Origin of the sequence: Allobosea sp. TAF32, from assembly GCF_052113585.1 — a bacterium.
Taxonomy (GTDB): domain Bacteria; phylum Pseudomonadota; class Alphaproteobacteria; order Rhizobiales; family Beijerinckiaceae; genus Allobosea.
Map to the genome: position 1 here is coordinate 347,532 of NZ_JBFRDM010000009.1, position 17,612 is coordinate 365,143.

At 66.2% G+C, this 17,612-nt stretch carries 14 protein-coding genes; 8 read left to right on the forward strand and 6 right to left on the reverse strand.

The annotated features are described in order from the left end of the window. Nucleotides 1-23: 23 nt before the first annotated feature. Together AB4Z16_RS21490 and AB4Z16_RS21495 are read right to left on the reverse strand one after the other, a co-directional pair. Entirely contained in the window at nt 24-1,319 is a 1,296-nt protein-coding gene (locus tag AB4Z16_RS21490; protein ID WP_441513380.1) for an ABC transporter substrate-binding protein, read from the reverse strand. Further along, the gene (locus tag AB4Z16_RS21495) at nt 1,291-2,082 is read right to left on the reverse strand and encodes a FadR/GntR family transcriptional regulator (protein WP_441513381.1); all 792 of its coding nucleotides are present in this window, start codon (nt 2,080-2,082) and stop codon (nt 1,291-1,293) included. Before AB4Z16_RS21495 ends, AB4Z16_RS21490 begins: the two co-directional genes overlap by 29 nt. Before the next feature lie 110 nt (nt 2,083-2,192). On the opposite strand from AB4Z16_RS21495, the gene AB4Z16_RS21500 reads away from it, so the two are divergent. The 5 genes from AB4Z16_RS21500 to AB4Z16_RS21520 all read left to right on the forward strand — a co-directional run bounded on the left by AB4Z16_RS21500 (nt 2,193) and on the right by AB4Z16_RS21520 (nt 6,461). Continuing rightward, nucleotides 2,193-3,317, forward strand: coding sequence for a mandelate racemase/muconate lactonizing enzyme family protein (locus AB4Z16_RS21500; protein ID WP_441513382.1), 1,125 nt, complete (start codon nt 2,193-2,195; stop codon nt 3,315-3,317). A gap of 198 nt (nt 3,318-3,515) precedes the next feature. After that, on the forward strand, nt 3,516-4,388 hold the full coding sequence (locus AB4Z16_RS21505) for a carbohydrate ABC transporter permease (protein WP_441513383.1): 873 nt from the start codon (nt 3,516-3,518) through the stop codon (nt 4,386-4,388). Beyond that, nucleotides 4,381-5,223, forward strand: coding sequence for a carbohydrate ABC transporter permease (locus tag AB4Z16_RS21510; RefSeq protein ID WP_441513384.1), 843 nt, complete (start codon nt 4,381-4,383; stop codon nt 5,221-5,223). Before AB4Z16_RS21505 ends, AB4Z16_RS21510 begins: the two co-directional genes overlap by 8 nt. Before the next feature lie 6 nt (nt 5,224-5,229). Then, nucleotides 5,230-6,126: a DUF6772 family protein gene (locus AB4Z16_RS21515; protein WP_441513385.1), complete on the forward strand. Its 897-nt coding sequence runs from the start codon at nt 5,230-5,232 to the stop codon at nt 6,124-6,126. Further along, entirely contained in the window at nt 6,126-6,461 is a 336-nt protein-coding gene (locus AB4Z16_RS21520) for a hypothetical protein (protein ID WP_441513386.1), read from the forward strand. The genes AB4Z16_RS21515 and AB4Z16_RS21520 overlap by 1 nt, the downstream gene beginning before the upstream one ends. Nucleotides 6,462-6,571: 110 nt before the next feature. On the opposite strand, the gene AB4Z16_RS21525 is transcribed toward AB4Z16_RS21520, so the two are convergent. Continuing rightward, complete coding sequence (locus AB4Z16_RS21525) at nt 6,572-8,107, reverse strand: S10 family peptidase (protein WP_441513387.1); 1,536 nt, start codon at nt 8,105-8,107, stop codon at nt 6,572-6,574. A 504-nt stretch (nt 8,108-8,611) separates the two neighbouring features. On the opposite strand from AB4Z16_RS21525, the gene AB4Z16_RS21530 reads away from it, so the two are divergent. From AB4Z16_RS21530 to AB4Z16_RS21540, 3 genes are all read left to right on the forward strand, one after another. Continuing rightward, entirely contained in the window at nt 8,612-10,177 is a 1,566-nt protein-coding gene (locus tag AB4Z16_RS21530) for a hypothetical protein (RefSeq protein WP_441513388.1), read from the forward strand. 155 nt (nt 10,178-10,332) lie between these two features. Further along, nucleotides 10,333-12,084, forward strand: a complete 1,752-nt coding sequence (locus AB4Z16_RS21535; protein ID WP_441513389.1) for a type I secretion system permease/ATPase — start codon at nt 10,333-10,335, stop codon at nt 12,082-12,084. Further along, the gene (locus AB4Z16_RS21540; protein WP_441513390.1) at nt 12,071-13,432 is read left to right on the forward strand and encodes an HlyD family type I secretion periplasmic adaptor subunit; all 1,362 of its coding nucleotides are present in this window, start codon (nt 12,071-12,073) and stop codon (nt 13,430-13,432) included. Before AB4Z16_RS21535 ends, AB4Z16_RS21540 begins: the two co-directional genes overlap by 14 nt. Before the next feature lie 55 nt (nt 13,433-13,487). Here AB4Z16_RS21540 and mgtA read toward each other — a convergent pair whose 3' ends face one another. The 3 genes from mgtA to AB4Z16_RS21555 are packed head-to-tail and all read right to left on the reverse strand — an operon-like array spanning nt 13,488 to nt 17,454. Next, the gene (mgtA, locus tag AB4Z16_RS21545) at nt 13,488-16,088 is read right to left on the reverse strand and encodes a magnesium-translocating P-type ATPase (RefSeq protein ID WP_441513391.1); all 2,601 of its coding nucleotides are present in this window, start codon (nt 16,086-16,088) and stop codon (nt 13,488-13,490) included. After that, a complete protein-coding gene (locus tag AB4Z16_RS21550; RefSeq protein ID WP_441513392.1) occupies nt 16,085-16,318 on the reverse strand; it encodes a hypothetical protein in 234 nt (77 codons plus the stop codon). Before AB4Z16_RS21550 ends, mgtA begins: the two co-directional genes overlap by 4 nt. Nucleotides 16,319-16,329: 11 nt before the next feature. Further along, nucleotides 16,330-17,454, reverse strand: coding sequence for an NAD(P)-dependent alcohol dehydrogenase (locus tag AB4Z16_RS21555; RefSeq protein WP_441513519.1), 1,125 nt, complete (start codon nt 17,452-17,454; stop codon nt 16,330-16,332). Nucleotides 17,455-17,612 lie beyond the last annotated feature (158 nt).

Here is a 17,612-nt window from a genome sequence, read left to right on the forward strand (position 1 = left end):
CGTTGTGCTGTTTTTCGCGAACGTCAGGCGGGCAGCAGCGGCTGCACGCGCTTGACCAGCGCGGCCATCGCCTCCTCCGGCGTCTTCATGCCGAGCACGGCGGCTTCCGCCTCTTCCTTGAACAGGTCGCCGGCACGCGCCGCCTCGTCGAAGGCCGGCATCGGCACGCGCGCGACCTTCAGCACCTTCAATTCCTCGGCGGCGTAGGGCACAGTTCCGGCAAAGCTCTGATCGGCGTAGGTCGAGGCGCGCACCGGGCCGTTGCCGTTGAGCGCGGCCTTCAGCGTCGCCTCCTTGGAGGCCATCGCCTTGATGAAGCTCCAGGCGAGGTCCTTGCGCTTGGCATTCTTTGGAATGACCATCCCCCAGAACTCGACCTTGGCCGGGGCGGCGTCATACTTGCCGGCGAGCGTCTTCGAGGCGGGAACCGCGATCGTCTTGATCTTGCCGGGGAATTTCGATTTCTGCGGGTCGTTGTAGATGCGATTGCGGCCCATGCTCTGCAGGCTCATCGCAGCGCGGCCCTGCTGCATCCAGACATTGACGTCCTCGGGCGAAAGCGTCGCGAAATTGCGCGGAAAGGCATTGGCCTGGAAGAGCGCGCGCAGCGTATGGATCGCGTTCAGCATCGGCGGTTGGTCGGCGACGCATTTGAAGTCGGGCGTGATGAACTCGCCGTCCCAGGCGCGCGCGAGGTCGATCACGTTGGGATAGGTCACGCCCGGCGTGCACAAGCCCACGACCTGCGTGCCGTCGCTGCGGCGATAGCTACAGGCCTTGGCGATCTCGATCATCTCCTCGATCGTCGCCGGCGGCTTGGAGAAGCCCTTTTCGGCCAGGATTTCCTCATTGTAATGCAGGCCGGAAGAGGCGTGACGGAACGGGATGGCGAGTTGCTTGCCGCCAACCTTCATGCCTTCCATCAGGCCGGGGAAGATGTCGGGGATGTCCTCGACCGGATCCTTCCCGAGGTAGCCGTCGAGCGGCTCGAACAGCGTCGCGGCGCGCGGCACGACCTGGGTGTTGACCACGAAGCCGACATCGACTGAGGTCTCGCCGAGGCTTGCCTCGCGGAACAGGCGCTCCTGCAAGGGGCCGGTGTCGAAGGTCGTCCACTGGACGGTGACGCCGTTCTTCTGCGCCCAGTCCTTGGTGATGTCGCCGCCCTGCGCGCCGGTCGCCACCGTCTGCATGACGCGGTGGGTGAAGACGTTGAACGGGCCGCTCTGTGCCAGCGCGGCCCCGCCGAGCCCGGCGAAGCTCACCCCAAGAATGCCGGCCCCGAACTGTCTACGATCGAGCGTCGTCCTCTGGTTCATGCTGATCCTCCCTGTGGTTCGCGAGTTCCGCGATGGCGGCTTCTGCCGCTTCGAAATGCTTGTTCATGGCGGCAAAGGCCGCAGCCGGATCGCTCGCCCGGATCGCCTCGACGACGCGGACATGCCGTTCGAAGGTGCGCTGCCAGTCCTCAGGCCCCCTCGCCTCGCGCGAGTTGAAGATCTCCATGACCTCGCGGATCACCGGGCGCAGGCCCCGGATCTGGAAATCGAGCAGGCGATTCCCGGACGAGGCGGCGACGGCCTCGTGAAAGTCGAGATCGGCCTCGATCCAGCGCGGCACATTGCCCAGCGCATCTTCCATCCGGGCGAGAATGAGATCGAGCTTCTCGATATCGTCGGCCGAGCGCCGCTCCGCGCTATGGGCCGCGATCGGCGGCTCGAGGATGCGGCGCAGTTCCACCGCCTCGCTCAGGCCGTTGGCGCGGCCGCGCACGGCGAAACGATAGAAGCGGTCGAGCGGGGCGGCGTCGAGCGCCTGCACCCGCGTCGGCTTGCCCTGCTGGATATGGACGACGCCCATGGCCGCGAGCTGGCGGATGGCTTCGCGCGCGATCGGCTTGCTGACGCCGAAGGAGGCCGCGATGCGCGCCTCCGATGGCAGGGAGTCCCCGGGCTTCAGGCGCCCCTCATGAATCGCCTGCGTGATGCGCTGGATCACCGCATCGCCCAGGCGCATCGGCACGACATCGCCACCCGCGAACGGGTCGTCTGCATCCAGAACGGAACGGGCGAGATCGCTCATCAATGTCCTCCGGCGGTGATCATTGACAGGTGCCGCGTTCCTTGGCAACTGTTCAACTTATCTGATAAGTAGATGCCGCTCAGCGGCGCGTCTCGGGAGGGCCATGCCGCATGTCGGCCAGCCGCATCGCCAGAATTGACGTCCATCCGCTGCGGGCGACGCTGCCCAAGGTCCAGCGGACCTCGCAGGGCGACTACCCGGCGATCGAGATCGTCGTGGTCGAGGTCGAGACTGAGGACGGCACGATCGGCTTTGGTGAAGGTTTGTGCCGGCGCGGTGCGGCCGGTTATGCGCGCTTCATCGAGGACGCGCTGGTGCCGCGCCTGATCGGGCGCGACGCTGCCGACCGGCGCGCGCTCTGGAAGGCGATGCGCGCGGCGCTCTCGGGCCGCCCCGGCGGACAGGTCGTCGAGGCGATCGCGGCAATCGATATCGCGCTATGGGACATCGCCGGAAAGCAGGCGGGGCTGCCGATTCACAAGCTGCTCGGCGGCATGGGGCGCAAGGAGGTCGCGGCTTACGCCTCCTCGATCAACTGGCTCGATGATGCGACTGTCGAGGCCGAGGTGGTGGCGGCGCTGAAGGCCGGCTTCCGCGAGATCAAGGTCAAGCTGGGCCACCCGCTCCGCGATGCGGTGGCCCGCGCGAAGCTCATCCGGCGACTCGCGGGTGACGACATCRCCCTCTATGTCGACGCCAACTGGGCCTATGACGTCGACGACGCGCTGATCGTCGGACGGACGCTTACCGATCTCGGCTACGGCTTCTTCGAGGAGCCGATCGCGCCTGGTGATCGCGAGGGGTATCGCCGCCTCGCGCAGCACCTGCCGATCCGGCTTGCGGCCGGCGAAAGCGATTTCGTCGCGGGCGAGGCGCTGACCATGCTGCAGGACCGCTCGCTCGGACTGATCCAGCCCGACGTGACGCGCTCCGGCGGCATCACCGAGACTTGGCGCATCGCCGAGCTCGCCGCGACTTTCAACACGGCCTATGCGCCGCATGTCGGCTGGTCCGGTGCGATCTGCGTCGCCGCCAGCTTGCAGCTCGCAGCGGCGGCAGAGAGCTTCCGCACCTTCGAATGCATGGTCTACGAGAACCCGCTGCGCGACGCCTTCACTAAGCCGCTCGTCGGCGAGGGTTCGCAGCTCGTCGACGGCAAGCTCGCGATCCCGCAAGGGCCGGGGCTGGGCATCGAGATCGACCGCGAGGCGCTGAAGCGCTTCGGGATCGCGTGAGGCGGCGATGGATTCGAGCGCTTCCCTTCCATCCAAGCTCCGCCGTCATCCCGGACAAGCGGCGCAGCCGCGCCGATCCGGGATCCATCGAAAGGTGTCGAACTCTACGATGGATCCCGGGTCTGCGCTTCGCTTGCCCGGGATGACGGAGCGGTTTGGAAGAGCGGGATGGGTGAAATCTGAAGCGCGAGTGCTCTCATGACCACCCGCACGCCCATTTCCGCCATCGCGCTGGTCACGCCTGTCCAGCTCATGATCGGCGGCATCATCTTCCTGCCGGCGATCTATGTCTTCTGGCTCAGCCTCAACCAGTCTTCCTTCGGACAGGCGGCGACGTTCGTGGGGCTCGCCAACTACGCCAAGGTTCTGGCCGATCCGTATTTCTGGAAGGCGCTGCTCAACACCGTCATCGTCGTCGCGATCGTGGTGCATGTCGAATTGCTGATCGGGCTCGGCATGGCGCTGTTCTTCGCCTCGGGCGTGCCGTTTCGCCCTCTCCTGCTCGCCATCGTGCTCGCGCCCTATGCGGTGAGCGAGGTCTCGGCGGTGGTGATGTGGCGCTATTTGTTCGAGCCCGATGTCGGGATGATGAGCCGATTGCTGGCCACGATCGGCCTGCCGCCGATCGAATGGGCGGTGAACCCGAGCCATGGCCTCGCCATGGTCAGCCTGCTCTCGATCTGGCTGCACCTGCCCTTCTCGTTCATCATCCTCTATGCCGCGCGGCTCTCGATCCCCAGCGATCTTTATGAAGCGGCCTCGATCGACGGCGCTTCGCCCTGGACCTCGTTCCGCCGCATCACGCTGCCGCTGCTGATGCCGGCGCTGCTGATCGCGGCCTTGTTCCGCTACATCTTCGCCTTCCGCCTGTTCTCCGAGGTCTGGCTGATGACCGGCGGCGGCCCGGCACGCTCGACCGAGGTGATGGCGGTCTATCTCTATCTCGAGGCCTTCCGTTACAACGCCTTCGGCTCGGCCGCCGCTACTGGTTGGCTCCTGGTACTCGCCTCGCTCCTGCTCGCGCTGTTCTATCTGCGCCGGCTCTACCGGGAGATGTTCGCGCGTGCCTAAGCTCTCCCTGCCCAAGGTTTTGCGCCATCTCCTGAAATTCGTCGGCGTGCTCGCGGTCGTCGCCTGGTCGCTCGTGCCGATCGGGCTGATCGCGATGTCGTCCTTCAAGGCCGACCGCGACATCTTCTCGACCACCGGCACCTTCTCCTTCGCGCCGACGCTGGCGAACTACCAGGCGCTCTGGAGCCGCTGGGGCGATTTCTTCTTCGGCCTGTGGAACAGCTTCCTCGTCACGGTCGGCGCGACCGTGCTCGCGGTTGGCGTCTCGCTGCTGGCCGGCTTCGCCTATTCGCGCTTCGCCTCGCGCGGCCTGCAGACCTCGGCCTTCTTCCTGATCTTCATCCGCCTGATCCCGCCGATCGTGATCACGCTGCCGCTCTTCCCGGTGGTGAACTGGCTGGGCCTCAACGACACGCATTTCATCCTGATCCTGCTCTACGCCACCTTCTTCGTCTCACTGGGGACAGTGGTGATGCGCACCTTCATCGACCAGATCCCGCGCGAACTCGACGAAGCCGCGATGGTCGACGGCGCCTCGCAGATGCAGATCATCGCCCGCGTCATCCTGCCGATGGCGGCACAGGGCATGCTCGCGGTCTCGGTCTTCGTCATCGTCTATGCCTGGAACGAGTTCCTCTTCGCCTTCATCTTCACGACGACCAAGGCGAAGACGGCGCCGCTGGTGATCTCCGAGATGATCGGCGCCGTCGAGGGCGTCGAATGGGGCGTGCTCTTCGCGGCCTCCACCGTGCAGCTCGTGCCCGTGCTCGCCTTCGTTCTCCTCATGCAGAAACACCTCGTCGCTGGCCTGACCGCCGGCGCGGTGAAGGGGTAAGGTCCAATGAACCCTCCCGTCTCCCAGCTCGACGACATGCGCCGGGCGCTTCGCGAAAGCGACCCGCAGCTCAGTCGCTTCGATCCGCTGCCACGCATCATCTGCCTCGACGATTTCGACCGCGGCATGTGCGGCTGGACCCAGCTCGTCGGCAATTACGAGGACACGCTCGACGCGATGCTGCCGGGCTATGCCCAGCACAGCCACGCCATGCTCTCGACGCTGCCGAGCTGGGATTTCGGCTCGCATGGCGGCGTCGACGGCTCCTATGCGCTGAAGATCGCCACCCGCCCGAAGAAGGGCGCGCAGAACGTGGCGATCAAGCGCCTGACCTTCCGCAAGGCCGGGCCGATCCGGCTCGAGGCCTATTTCACCTTCAAGCCCGAGGCGACGGAGCTCGCGCTCTCGGAGACCGACATTCGCTCCTTCGGCTTCCTCTACGATCTCCAGATCGGCGATACGTCAGGACCGGGCGACCGGGTGATGCCGCACCTGCGCTTTCTCAACGCGCAGGACGGGCAGCACATCCAGAAATGGCAGTTCAAGCGCCGGACGACGCCGATCAAACCGATCGGCACCGCCGGCAAGACGATCACGCATTACCACCTCGCGCCCGAGGACTGGGAGGATCTGCCGGGCGGAGAGCAGCGGCTCTGCTACAACGAGATTCCGACCAAGGTGAACTGGCACTATCTGCGCTTCGATTTCGACCTCGCCGCGATGCAGGCGACGCGCTTCCAGGTCAATGACCGGGTCTTCGCCATGGACGGCTTCGACTGCATCCGCATCCCCGCGATGAAGAACCTGTGGTGCATGCTGAACCTCGCCTTCTTCGCCGAGACGGATACCGACAAGCGCGCCTTCGCCTATCTCGACTCCGTCTGCCTGTCGGGGGATTTCTGATGCTGCCCGAAAACCTGACTGCCGTCGTCGCCCGCAACGAAACCTGGACGGGGACCAGTGCGACAGAGCCCTACGAGGCCGGCTGGGCGAAGGAGGCGATCGTCTTCGTCAGAGCGCTGAAGGACCCCGAAGGATCTCTGCCGAAGGCGCGGATCGAAATCTCCGCCGACGGCATGCACTGGTGCCATGAAGGCTCGGAGTTCGCGCTGCCGGCGGCGAAGGACGCCGTTACTTGCCAGCGCCTGTCGCATTTCGGCAATTTCCTGCGCGTCGCAGCAACGCTACCCGATGGCGCCGCAGTGACCGTCCTGGTTACGCTTCATCTCAAAGCTTGACCGCGCGGGTGCACGACGCGCCACTTCCGGACGCTGGGTGTTCGCCCCTGACCCGACATCGCGCGCCAGCCCTCACGAAATTGCATCGCGCGGCCTCGGTCTGTGTCGTGCTAAAGCTCCTGGCGCGGCTCCACGACCTGCCGAACTGCATCGCGCAATTCGGCGCGCGATTTGTCCCGGGAGTAGAACATATGTCCCCCCTCAAACAGCGATAGCTTAACCCGTCTGGGATCGCCGAGAGCGGGAAGTTGGTCGAGCAGGAGCTTGCTTTCGAGGTACGGCGTGACGAGGTCGGCGTAACCATGGGCGACGAGCACGCGGATATGAGGGTCCAGCGCCAGAAGCTTCCGCAGCTCCGAGATCGACTCCCGATCGCCCCGCCCCGGGCCGTAACTCCAACGATTGCTGACTTCGTTGTTGAGCAGCATATATCGCCCGTCGGGGCTCCATTTCAGATCGTTTGCGTAGTGAATCAGCATCGCGCTCGTCAGCGGTGCGGTCGCCGCCTCCAGGACGGCATCCGGCGCCCGGCTACGAGCGGCATCCGGCTCGGGATCCATCGCGGCAACCGCTCCGTCATAAGGGCTGCCGACGACAAAGTCCTTTCGCCCTGCCTCGCGCAAAAAGGTGCCATTGTCGATCTTGCCACCGCGGCGCTCGACAAGATCCCGATCGAGCCCCGTGAATCCCGCGACGCGTTCAACGATGCGAGCGCGAGCCTGGGCGTCGCGCGGCCCCTTCAAGAGATCGATAACGTATTCGCCGGTGGCATAAGCCTCGACCTCCGCGAGCCGCTCGGGCGAGAATTTGCCTCTTGCCTCCAAGTGGGTTGCTGCCAGGGAGGGCAAAGAAACCGCCCATTTCAGCGGCGTGTCGCGCGCGTCCCGCTGGAAGGTGAAGTCCAGAACCGGCGAGATCAGGATCAGGCCGGAAACGCCGATGCCGTCCGAGGTCTGTAATTCGCCGGCGATTTTGGGAGCCCGGAATCCACCGTAGCTCTCGCCAACCAGATAGACGGGCGAGCCGATCCTGTCGTTCGCCCTCAACCAATTGACGATGAAGCGCGAGAGCGAGCGATAGTCACCCTCGACGGACCAGAGCATGCCCCGCGCGTCGTCCGCGCCAGATGAGAACCGGCTGAACCCGGTTCCAACCGGATCGATGAAGACGAGATCGGCGAAACTGAGCCAGGTCTCTCGATTGTCTACCAGGGTTGGCGGAACAGACGGCGCATCGCCCGGTCGCCCGAACGCAACGCGTTTGGGTCCGAATGCCCCGACATTGAGAAAGGCTGAAGCGGCGCCCGGTCCGCCATTGAAGGCGAAGATCACCGGACGGCGACGCTGATCGGCCTTTTCGCCGGCGAGCGAGCGCTGATAGGCAATATACGCGATCTCTCCCAGAACTCGGCCGGAGGCTTCGCGCACCGGAAGTGCGCCCGCAATGGCGGTGTATCGCAGAAGGCCTTCATCCAGAGCGAGTTCATGCTGTGTGATCGACGCGGGCGGCAGACTGGACGCCGTGACCACTCGCCGTTCCGCGACCTCGGCCGAGGGCTTGGCTCCAGCGGCCGGACTGTTGGCCGCCCCCTCCTGTGCATAAGCAGTTGCCGCGCTGAACAGGGCGACAAGCAAAGCGATCGTCACCGACCAACCACTCGGACGCCCGGCCGTTTTCCTTGGATGCGTCACTCGACCGACCCCTGCTTCAAGATTGCGGTGAATGTGCTCACCGATCCAATGACCATAGCCCGCCCCAAGATCCGGTCTGCAGGCAAAGGCTTCACAAATCCGGGACCTGCCCCGACCGCCTGCCCCCCGCGTTGCTGAAGCTCGCCGCCCTCGCCGAGCTCTCGGCTCCGATCGCGATCTCGCTCGGATCCGCCCTACCGAGCATCGAGCGATCGAAAATGCATTGCGCGTGCTTGGCTCGTTGCGCGAGCGAGGCCCCCGAGAAAGCCGGCTTTGCTGGGCGGTGTGTCCTTCGGCCGATGCAACTGGAGGCTGGCTCCCGCTTTGGCAGCGAGCATGCGCGGAGCGCCCGGAGTGTCGTCGATCCAAGCGAACTACCCCATTTGTGCTCGTTGTGGGCTTGGGCATATCAGCCTAATATCGCAACGGGCGCTGGGGTAACTCAGTGGGAGCATGACCATGTCTCACCGCGTGCCATTTACCCCGGGTGATCTGACCGATCATCAATTGGGCGCTGATGACACTCTTGCCGGCGATCCGACCAACACTGTTTTGATTGGCGACGCCGGCGGCAACCTGCGTGATCATTCCCGGGGCGGCAACGACACGTTCAGCGGCGGCGCCCCTGCCAGCTACACCTTCTACGGTGACGCGGTCGGCAACGTGCTCGACCATGCTCAGGGCGGCAACGACTCTTTCAGGGGTGCGCTCAGCTCCACCAACACGGCCTACGGTGACGTGGGTGGCGACATGCTCGACCAAGGCAAGGGCGGCAATGACGCCTTCACGGGTGGAGGCCTCTCCACCAACACTTTTTTCGGCGATGCGGGCGGCCGGATGTCCGGTCAGGCTCAGGGCGGCGATGATCGTTTCGTGGGCGCTGCCCTGTCCAACAACATTTTCATCGGAGATGCGGGCGGCGATATGTCCGGCCATGCTCGGGGCGGCAGCGACAACTTCATCGGCGCCAGCAACCAGGCCAACAACACCTTCTATGGCGACACGGTCGGCAGCATGCTCGACCATGCTCGAGGCGGCAACGACAGCTTCACTGGCGGCGGCCAAGATGCCGACAACAGTTTCTACGGTGATGCGCTCCGCGACATGTCGGATTTCGCCCAAGGCGGCAACGACGATTTCACGGGTGGCGGCGCCTTCAGCAACAACGTTTTCGCCGGCGACGCCGGGCGCAGCATGTCCGGTCATGCGCGGGGCGGCGACGACAGTTTCACAAATAATGGCGCCTTTTCCACCAACTTTTTCTACGGTGACGCGTTCGACATGGTCGACTTTGCCAAGGGCGGCAACGACACCTTCACCAGCGGTCCCGGCTCCAGCAACACTTTCTTCGGTGATGCCGGCCACAACATGTTCGGCCGGGCTCAGGGCGGCGATGACGTCGCGTTCTTTGCCGGCAATGAGGGACTATCCGCGCAGTTCACGAATGCGGCCTATGGCGACGCGCAGACGATGTTCGGCGATGCTGCCGGCGGCAATGACCGCCTGTCGGGCGGCGTCGGTTCCGGGGATGTCGTCAACCAGTTCTATGGCGACGCGCAATCCATGCGCGACGCGGCGAGAGGCGGCAACGATACGCTGACCGGTGGCAGCAACAGCGGCGCAGGCACCGTTGCGAACAGCCTCTTCGGTGACGCCGCAACCCTGTCAGGCTTCGCCAGGGGCGGCAATGATACCTTGATCGCCGGGACAGCAGCATCCGGATCCGCGGTCAGCAACGACATGTGGGGCGACGGACAGCTGAGCGACCACGCGCGTGGCGGCGCCGATCTGTTCCTGTTCAAGGATTCTGGTTCGATGACGGTCGGGACCAATAACACCATCGAAGATTTCAGTCAGGCCCAGCATGACAAGATCGGGTTCAGCGGTGTGGCGGGCGTACATTCCTTCGCTGATCTGACTATCGCGCAAAGCGGCTCCGACACCGTCATTGCCGCCGGGGCGGACCAGGTTACGCTGCACAATTTCACGCACATGCTGACGCATAGTGATTTTTTGTTCGCCTGAAAGCAAAGCGGGGTTTGCCGGCGGCTCGTTCAGCGGAGCGCAGCTGTCGGAAGTTCCGGAAAATCTTGCCTGCCGTTGGCCGAAGGCGGATCTCTGGTGAGATCCGCCGGGGCCATAGGGTGGGCCCTGTCTGACCCGTTCACATCTGCTTAGGGATGGCTGCCTTGCTTCCCAAGCCCTCTTCCAATGCTGCCAGCGAGGCGTTGGCATCCTGCCGCTCCGCCTTCCTGGCGGTCGCGCTGTTCTCTGCCCTGGTCAACGTGCTGATGCTGACCGGGTCGATCTACATGCTGCAGGTCTATGACCGGGTGCTGCCCTCGCGCAGCGTGCCGACGCTGGTCGCGCTCTCGATCATTGTCGCAGCCCTCTACATTCTGCTCGGCCTGTTCGATTGGCTGCGCCAGCGCATCATGATCCGGATCGGGATCGTGCTCGACCGCCAACTCAGCGCGCCGGTGGTCGGCGCAATCCTCGGTACGCACCTGCGCGGCGGGCCGGGCGGCATTCAGCTCTCACGCGATCTCGACAGCGTGCGCGGCTTTTTCTCGGGGCTCGGGCCGACGACGCTGTTCGACCTGCCCTGGATCCCGCTCTATGGCGGCCTGTGCTTCCTGCTGCACCCTTCTCTCGGCTGGACCCTGGTCGCCGGCGCGGCGATCCTCATCTTCATCGCCTTGCTGACCGAAGTGCTGACGCGTGGCCCCGCGCGCGAGTCGTCTCGCGCGGGTGCCGAGCGCTCGGCCCTGCTCGAGGCCGCCAGGCGCAATGCCGAAGTGATCGGCGCGCTCGGCATGGAGCGGCGCGTCGCCACTCTGTTCGACCGCATCAACGACCGTTACGTCGTGACCAATCTTGGCTCGTCCGATCTCGTCAGCACGCTCGGCACGATGTCGAAGACCATCCGCTTCATGCTGCAGTCGGCCATGCTCGGCCTCGGCGCTTGGCTGGTGATGAAGAACGAGGCCTCCTCGGGCGTGATGATCGCCGCCTCGATCCTGAGCGGCCGGGCGCTGGCGCCGATCGAACTCGCCATCGGCAGCTGGCGGCCCTTCATCGGTGCCCGCCAGGCCTGGCAGCGGCTGAAGGCGGCGCTGGCGGAGCCGCGCGCCCATCCCTCCATCGCGCCGGACCGGCCGACGGAGCGGCTGGTGCTGGAACATGTCTTCGTCGCGGCGCCGGGCGCCCAGAGCCCGATCGTGAAGGATGCAGGCTTTGCGCTGAATGCGGGGCAAGGGCTTGCGATCATCGGCCCCTCCGCCTCCGGCAAGTCGACGCTGGCGCGGGCAGTGGTCGGGGTCTGGCCGCTCATGCGCGGCAGCCTGCGTCTCGACGGCGCGACGCTCGACCAATGGGCCCCCGAGCAGCGCGGCGGGATCATCGGCTACATGCCGCAGGACGTGCAGCTCTTCGCCGGCACGGTGGCGGAGAACATCGCCCGCTTCGATCCGGACATCAGCGAGGAGGCCGTTCTCGCCGCAGCCAAGGCGGCCGGCGCCTACGCCATGATCCTCGGCCTGCCCAGGGGCTTCGAGACGCCGATCGGCGAAGCCGGCAGCCTTCTTTCCGGCGGCCAGCGGCAGCATATCGCGCTCGCCCGGGCGCTCTACCGCGACCCATTCCTGGTTGTGCTCGACGAGCCGAACGCTAGCCTCGATGCTGCGGGCGATGCGGCGCTCACCGCCGCCGTCGGCAGCGTGCGCGAGCGCGGCGGCATCGTGATCGTCATCGCCCACCGCCCCTCGGCGCTCGCTGGCACCGACCTCGTCCTGATCCTGGCCGAGGGCCAAGTCCAGGCGTTCGGGCCGAAGGAGGAGATCCTGCGCAAGAGTCTGGCGGCTGCCCCGGCAGCGGCGGGCGCCGGCTTCCAGGCTTCGAAGAGGATCGTGACAACCGATGCGCACGGCTAACGAGAACGTGGTGGGTGGGCACCTGTCAGGTGCGAGCCGGAAGATCGCGCGCCGCCTCGATCCCCCCCGCGATATCCGCCGGGCGGCTATCGCCGGCGTCGCCACCATCGCCGTGCTCTGCGGCACGGTCGGGCTCTGGGCCGCGACGGCACCGCTGGCGGGCGCGGTCATCGCCTCCGGGAAGATCGTTGTCGAGAGCAATGTCCGCCGCATCCAGCATGCAGCCGGCGGCATCGTAGCGGAGATCCGGGTCAAGGACGGCGACCACGTCAAGGCCGGCGACGTCCTGGTCAGGCTCGACGAGACCCATGCCAGGGCAAGCCTGGCACTGATCGAGATCGAACTGCGCAGGTTCCAGGCCCGCAAGGCCCGCCTCGAGGCCGAGCGCGACGGCAAGGCCGAGGTCGTCGTCCCAACGGAGCTGGCGGAGCGGGCGAGAGCGCCGACGGTGATCCAGGCCCTGGACAGCGAGCAGACCCTGTTCCGCACGCGACGCAGCGCGGCCGAGCTGCAGCGCTCGCAGTTCCGCGAGCGCATCGTCCAGTCGCGCGAGGAGATCAGGGGGATCGCGGCCCAGATCGAGGCGAAGCAGGCGCAGGCCGGCTTGATCAAGCAGGAGCTCGACGCCGTACAGAAGCTCTACGACCAGAACCTCGTCGCGCTGTCGCGGCTGACGGCGCTGCAGCGCGAGGCCTCGCGACTCGCCGGCGAGCAGGGCAGCCTCATTGCCGACACGGCCCGGGTGAAGGGGCGCATCGCCGAGATCGAGTTGCAGATCCTGCAGATCGACGAGGACCTGCGCCGCGAGGTCACGACCGAGCTGCGCGATGTCGACGGCAAGATCGCCGATCTCTCCGAGCGGCGCATCGCAGCGGTCGACCAGCTCGACCGGACCGAGATGCGCGCGCCGCAGGACGGCATCGTTCACCAGAGCACGGTGCACACGATCGGCGGCGTCATTTCGCCGGCGGAGCAGATCATGCTGATCGTGCCCGAGACGGACGGGCTCGTCATCGAGACGCGCATCGAGCCGGCCATGATCGACCGGTTGCGCATCGGCCAGGCTGTCGTATTGCGATTTCCTGCTTTCGACAGTCGCACGACCCCCGACCTGGAGGGGCGCCTGATCCGGATCTCGGCCGACGCCTCCACTGACGAGAAGACGGGTGTCTCCTTCTACACCGCCCGCATAAGCCTGGGGCTGAACGAAGTGAAGCGGCTCGATGGCAAGGTGCTGCTTCCGGGCATGCCAGTCGAGGCCTTCATCCAGACCGGCCTGCGCACCGCCTTCGTCTATCTCGTGAAGCCGATCGAGGACCAGATCGCGCGATCGTTCCGATACGATTGATGCCGATCGAGGCACCGCCCGGCGGCGTTCCGCGGCGGCCTGCCCAGCCGGCCGCTCAGAACGGCCGGGCGCGGCGGCGCATGGCGGCGCCGGCAGCGCGGGGCTTTCCCCTGCCGGCGCTGGCACGCATCGCCAGCGGCTTCAGCAGCTCGGCGAGGATGAGATAGAAGGCCGCGATGGCCAGAATGGACAGTAGGATCGGCACCGGCAGCCCAATGAAACCGAGCGGGTGTCCGACCGGCGTCAGCGCCAGGATCAACGCGATCGCCAGCGCGCCCAGCGAGGTTGCAACAAGGAAGCGGTGCGGCCGGCTGCGCCAGCAGGGAGCCGCCGTGCGGATGACGAAGATCACCAGGATCTGTGTCAGGATCGACTCGACGAACCATGCGGTCCTGAACATCTCCACACCGGCGCCGAAAACGCCGAGCAGAACGGCGAATGTCGCGGCGTCGAACAGTGAGGAGAGCGGGCCCATGACGAGCGTGAAACGCAGGACGGCGTGCATGTCCCAGCGTCGCGGTCGCTCGAGGTCGGCGGGATCGGCCTCGTCGAAGGGGATGCCGACCTCGGAGAGGTCGTAGAGGATATTGTTGACCAGGATCTGCAGCGGGTTGAGCGGAAGGAACGGGAGCACCATCGAGGCCAGTGCCATCGAGAGCATGTTGCCGAAATTCGAGCTCGTGCCCATACGGACATACTTCATGATGTTCGCATAGGTGCGCCGCCCCTCGGCGATGCCCTGCGCGAGCACGCCGAGATCGGGCGCGAGCAGGACGATCGCGGCCGCCTCGCGCGCGACTTCCGTGCCGCCCTCGACGGACAGGCCGACATCGGCGGCGTGGATGGCCGGCGCATCATTGATGCCGTCGCCGATGAAGCCGACCGTGTGCCCTGCCCTGCGCAGCGCCAGGACGATGCGCGCCTTCTGCTCCGGCGCGACCCGGATGAACAAGTCGATGTTGCCGATCCGGGCGGCAAGCGCAGCGTCACCCAATGCCGCGATCTCCTCGCCCGTCATCAGGCCGCGCGACGGGAGCGCCAGCGTTTCCGCCAGATGGCGGACGACGGGAGCCGCATCGCCGGAGATCACCTTGACGCGCACGCCGGCCGCCGCGAGCTGGCGAACGGCTGCGCCTGCCGAGGTCTTCGGCGGATCGATGAAGGCGGCGCAGCCGGCAAAGACGAGCCCGGCCTCGTCCTCGCGGACCAGCGCATCGGTTCCCGGCGCCATGAATCGGCGGGCAATACCGAGCAGGCGCAGCCCCTGCGCGCCCTTGGCATCGATGAGGGCGAGCAGCCGGCTTCGGGCCGCGTCGTCAAGCCTGACGACATTGCCATCCGCTGCCTCGAACCGATCGCATAAGGCGAGCAAGGCCTCGGGAGCGCCTTTGACGATCATCTCCCGTTGGTCGCCTCTCGCTACGAGGACCGAGGAGCGGCGCCGCTCGAAATCGAAAGGCAGATCGGCCAGAGGACGCCAGGAGCCGTCATCGTCTTCGGAGCCGGCGAGCAGGGCGGTGTCGAGGTTGTTGCGCAGCCCGCTGCAGAAGCGGCTGTTCACCCTCGCGAGCGCGGTCACGTCGGCATTCTCGATGCCGTCGCAGCCGAAGCTCCCGACATGGGCGATCCGCGCTTCCGTCAGCGTCCCCGTCTTGTCGGTACACAAGACGTCCATCGCCCCGAGATCGTGTATCGCGGAGAGGCGCTTCACGACGACCTTGCGCGCAGCCATCCGCATGGCGCCGCGCGCGAGCGTCACCGTCATCACCACCGGCAGCAGCTCCGGCGTCAGGCCGACGGCAAGCGCGACGGCGAACAGGAAGCTCTCGATCGACAGACCGTGCCGCACGAGCTGCGTCAGCAGGACGAACAGAACCAGGAAGCCGGTGAGGCGCAGGATCAGCATTCCGAGGCTGTGAACACCCCGTTCGAAGGCTGTCGGCGGCTCGCTCGCCTGCATGGAGCGGGAGATCGAACCTAGCCGCGTATCGGCACCCGTCGCGACCACGAGCATCCTGGCCTCGCCGGCGACGAGGCTCGTTCCGCCGAAGAGCGCGGTATCGGTTCCGTCGTTACTCCGGTCGGATACCGCCGCCAGCTTCTCGACGGGAAAGGGCTCGCCGGTGAGCACCGCCTCGTCGGCCATCGCGTCATGGCTCTCGAGGATCAGCCCGTCGGCCGGGATCAGATCGCCGGCACGGAGCGCGACCACGTCGCCCGCCACCACCTCCCTTACCGGAATCTCGACCGGCCGCCCGCTCCGAACGGCCGTGACTTGAACCGCAACGGTGCGCCGCAAGGCATCGACGGCGTTCTCGGCCTGGGTCTCCTGGAAGACATCGAGGGCGATCGAAGCCAGCACGATGAGGACGATGATGATTAGGCTCTGCCAATCGCCCGTAACGCCCGAGATCAACGCGGCGATCAGCAGGATCGCGATCAGAGGCTCCACAAGCCGCTTGGCGATCTTGAACGGCAGTCCGCGCCGCAGGCTGGCCACCGCGAGATTGGGTCCGCAGCGGCGCAGACGCTCGGCCGCCTCCGCATCGCTCAAGCCATCCGGGGTCGCCCCGAGGCGCTGCAGCGACGCGCAGCGGCCTTCCCGCCAAAACTCGCCCTCGCCTGCCGCCGCCGCTTTCGCTGGTTCCATGGTCATCCCGGGCTCCCGCTGATGCTCCCATCGATCGCGGTGATGATCCTGTCGCGGCGGCGGGCCAGATCCATGCTGTGGGGCACCATCAAAAAGCCGGTGCCGGAGCGCCCATTCGCCTCGCGCATCAGCCCGAACACGCCATCGGCCGATTTGCTGTCGAGGTTGCCCGTCGGTTCGTCGGCCAGAATGAGATCCGGCTGCTGAACCGGCGATGGCGTCACGCGCTGGTCCATGGCTCTGCCGCTTACGGCGTGATGGCAACCTTGAGCACGCCGTCACGCTGATGGGAAAACAGCTCGTAAGCGTCCTTGATGCGCTCCAGCGGATATCGGTGCGTGACCAGCGGCTCCAGATCGACGCGGCCGGAAGCGACGACCTCGATCAGGCGCCGCATCCGCTCCTTGCCGCCGGGACAGAGCGTGGTGACGATGCGGTGGTCGCCGAGGCCCGCGGCGAAAGCCCCGAGCGGGATCGTCAGGTCGCTGGAATAGACGCCCAGCGACGAGAGCGTTCCGCCCGGCCGCAGCACGCGCAACGCCGCGGAAAAAGTTTCCTGCCATCCAAGCGCCTCGATCGCGACGTCGACGCCCCTGCCCTCCGTCAGCCGCATGATCTCGTCGACCGGGTCGCTCTTCGAGAAATCGACGATCTCGTCGGCTCCCAGCCTGCGTGCCACGGCCTGCCGCTCGGGGATGCTCTCCACGGCGATGATCCGGGTCGCCCCCATCAGGCGCGCTCCGGCCGTGGCGCATAGCCCGATCGGTCCTTGCGCGAAGATCGCGACGGAGTCGCCGATCCTCACGCCGCCGCTCTCGGCACCGGAGAAGCCGGTCGACATGATGTCGGGACACATCAGCACCTGCTCGTCGGTCAGACCGGAGGGCACATGGGCGAGATTGACCATGGCGTCCGGCACGAGCAGATATTCGGCCTGCGCCCCGTCGATGGTATTGCCGAAGCGCCAGCCACCCATCGCCTTGAAGCCGTGGCGCTCGCCGGGGCCATCCTGCGAGGCGCAGCCGCAGAGGCAGGCGGCGCTGTGTCCGGACGGCGTGATCGCACCGGCGATCACGCGCTGGCCCTCCCGGAAGCCCCTCACCTGAGATCCCAGCTTCTCGATCACGCCGACTGGCTCATGGCCGATGGTGAGGCCGCGTGCGACCGGATACTCGCCTTTGAGGATATGAATGTCGGTGCCGCAGATCGTCGTGGTCGTGATGCGCAGCAGCGCGTCGAGCGGCCCGACATCCGGAATCGGCTTGTCTTCGAGCTCGATGCGGCCTGGCTCTCGGAAGACGGCGGCGCACATCATCTTGGGGCGGCTCGTCCGCCCGGCCCCCGGAGTGGACAATGCGCTGGACTGAAGCATTGGCGGCATGTTCGCTCTCCGAAATCGCCGTTGTGGTTTCGCAGCCCCAGCTTGCCGCGAATCCGCGCCGCTGCATTTGATTCAGCGCAAACGCCGGGAACGCCTGTCTCGTTTTGATGAGAATCAATGCGGCCGGCCTGTTTCCGCTGCTCGATAGG

Bases quoted from the DNA above. Each gene is read 5' to 3' on its own strand.
- AB4Z16_RS21490 (WP_441513380.1), bottom strand. From the start codon at position 1,319: ATGAACCAGAGGACGACGCTCGATCGTAGACAGTTCGGGGCCGGCATT.
- AB4Z16_RS21495 (WP_441513381.1), bottom strand. From the start codon at position 2,082: ATGAGCGATCTCGCCCGTTCCGTTCTGGATGCAGACGACCCGTTCGCG.
- AB4Z16_RS21505 (WP_441513383.1), top strand. From the start codon at position 3,516: ATGACCACCCGCACGCCCATTTCCGCCATCGCGCTGGTCACGCCTGTC.
- AB4Z16_RS21515 (WP_441513385.1), top strand. From the start codon at position 5,230: ATGAACCCTCCCGTCTCCCAGCTCGACGACATGCGCCGGGCGCTTCGC.
- AB4Z16_RS21520 (WP_441513386.1), top strand. From the start codon at position 6,126: ATGCTGCCCGAAAACCTGACTGCCGTCGTCGCCCGCAACGAAACCTGG.
- AB4Z16_RS21530 (WP_441513388.1), top strand. From the start codon at position 8,612: ATGTCTCACCGCGTGCCATTTACCCCGGGTGATCTGACCGATCATCAA.
- AB4Z16_RS21535 (WP_441513389.1), top strand. From the start codon at position 10,333: ATGGCTGCCTTGCTTCCCAAGCCCTCTTCCAATGCTGCCAGCGAGGCG.
- AB4Z16_RS21540 (WP_441513390.1), top strand. From the start codon at position 12,071: ATGCGCACGGCTAACGAGAACGTGGTGGGTGGGCACCTGTCAGGTGCG.
- mgtA (WP_441513391.1), bottom strand. From the start codon at position 16,088: ATGACCATGGAACCAGCGAAAGCGGCGGCGGCAGGCGAGGGCGAGTTT.
- AB4Z16_RS21550 (WP_441513392.1), bottom strand. From the start codon at position 16,318: ATGGACCAGCGCGTGACGCCATCGCCGGTTCAGCAGCCGGATCTCATT.
- AB4Z16_RS21555 (WP_441513519.1), bottom strand. From the start codon at position 17,454: ATGCTTCAGTCCAGCGCATTGTCCACTCCGGGGGCCGGGCGGACGAGC.